At 37.5% G+C, this 730-nt stretch carries 1 protein-coding gene; it reads right to left on the reverse strand.

Annotated features, from left to right (window positions below):
- Positions 1 to 31 precede the first annotated feature (31 nt).
- Positions 32 to 730 (reverse strand): IS3 family transposase (locus tag HT708_RS10860; RefSeq protein WP_172926386.1); only part of this gene is annotated, 699 nt, incomplete at its 5' end.

The following is a 730-nucleotide window of genomic DNA, read 5'->3' on the forward strand; positions in this document are numbered from 1 at the left end:
TGTACTGACCCCCAAAAGTTAGACAATTAATTTATCCAAAGGATTTAGTTCTGTACTGCACAGGACTAAGTCCTTTTAGTTTTACCTTAATTCGTTTATTGTTGTAGTAATCAATATAGTCTACAATAGCTTGTTCCAATTGCTTAAGCGACTGAAACGACTTCTCATAACCGTAAAACATTTCCGATTTCAGAATCCCAAAGAAAGATTCCATCATGCCGTTGTCTGGGCTGTTGCCCTTGCGTGACATGGATGCTTGAACTCCCTTACTCTCTAGGAACCGATGATAAGAATCGTGTTGATATTGCCAGCCTTGATCACTATGGAGAATCGTATTCTCGTAGTGCTTCTCTGTGAATGCCTGTTCCAACATTGTTTGTACTTGTTCTAAGTTGGGTGAAGTTGAAAGATTATAGGCGATAATTTCACTATTAAAGCCATCTAAAACTGGTGATAAGTAAAGCTTTTGAGTACTTGCTGGAATGGCAAATTCTGTCACATCTGTGTAGCACTTTTCCATTGTTTTAGAGCCTTCAAATTGACGTTGAATGAGATTCTCTGCCTTTTTGCCAACGTCTCCTTTATGAGAAGAATATTTTCGTTTCTGTCGCATTTTAGCTTGTAAATTGAGTACTTTCATCAAGCGTTGAACTCTTTTATGATTTACCAGATAACCACGATTTCTTAGTTCTAAATGAATCCGACGATAACCATAATTTCCCTTGTGTTC

The organism is Streptococcus sp. 3613 (assembly GCF_013277375.1).
Taxonomy (GTDB): Bacteria; Bacillota; Bacilli; order Lactobacillales; family Streptococcaceae; genus Streptococcus; species Streptococcus pseudopneumoniae.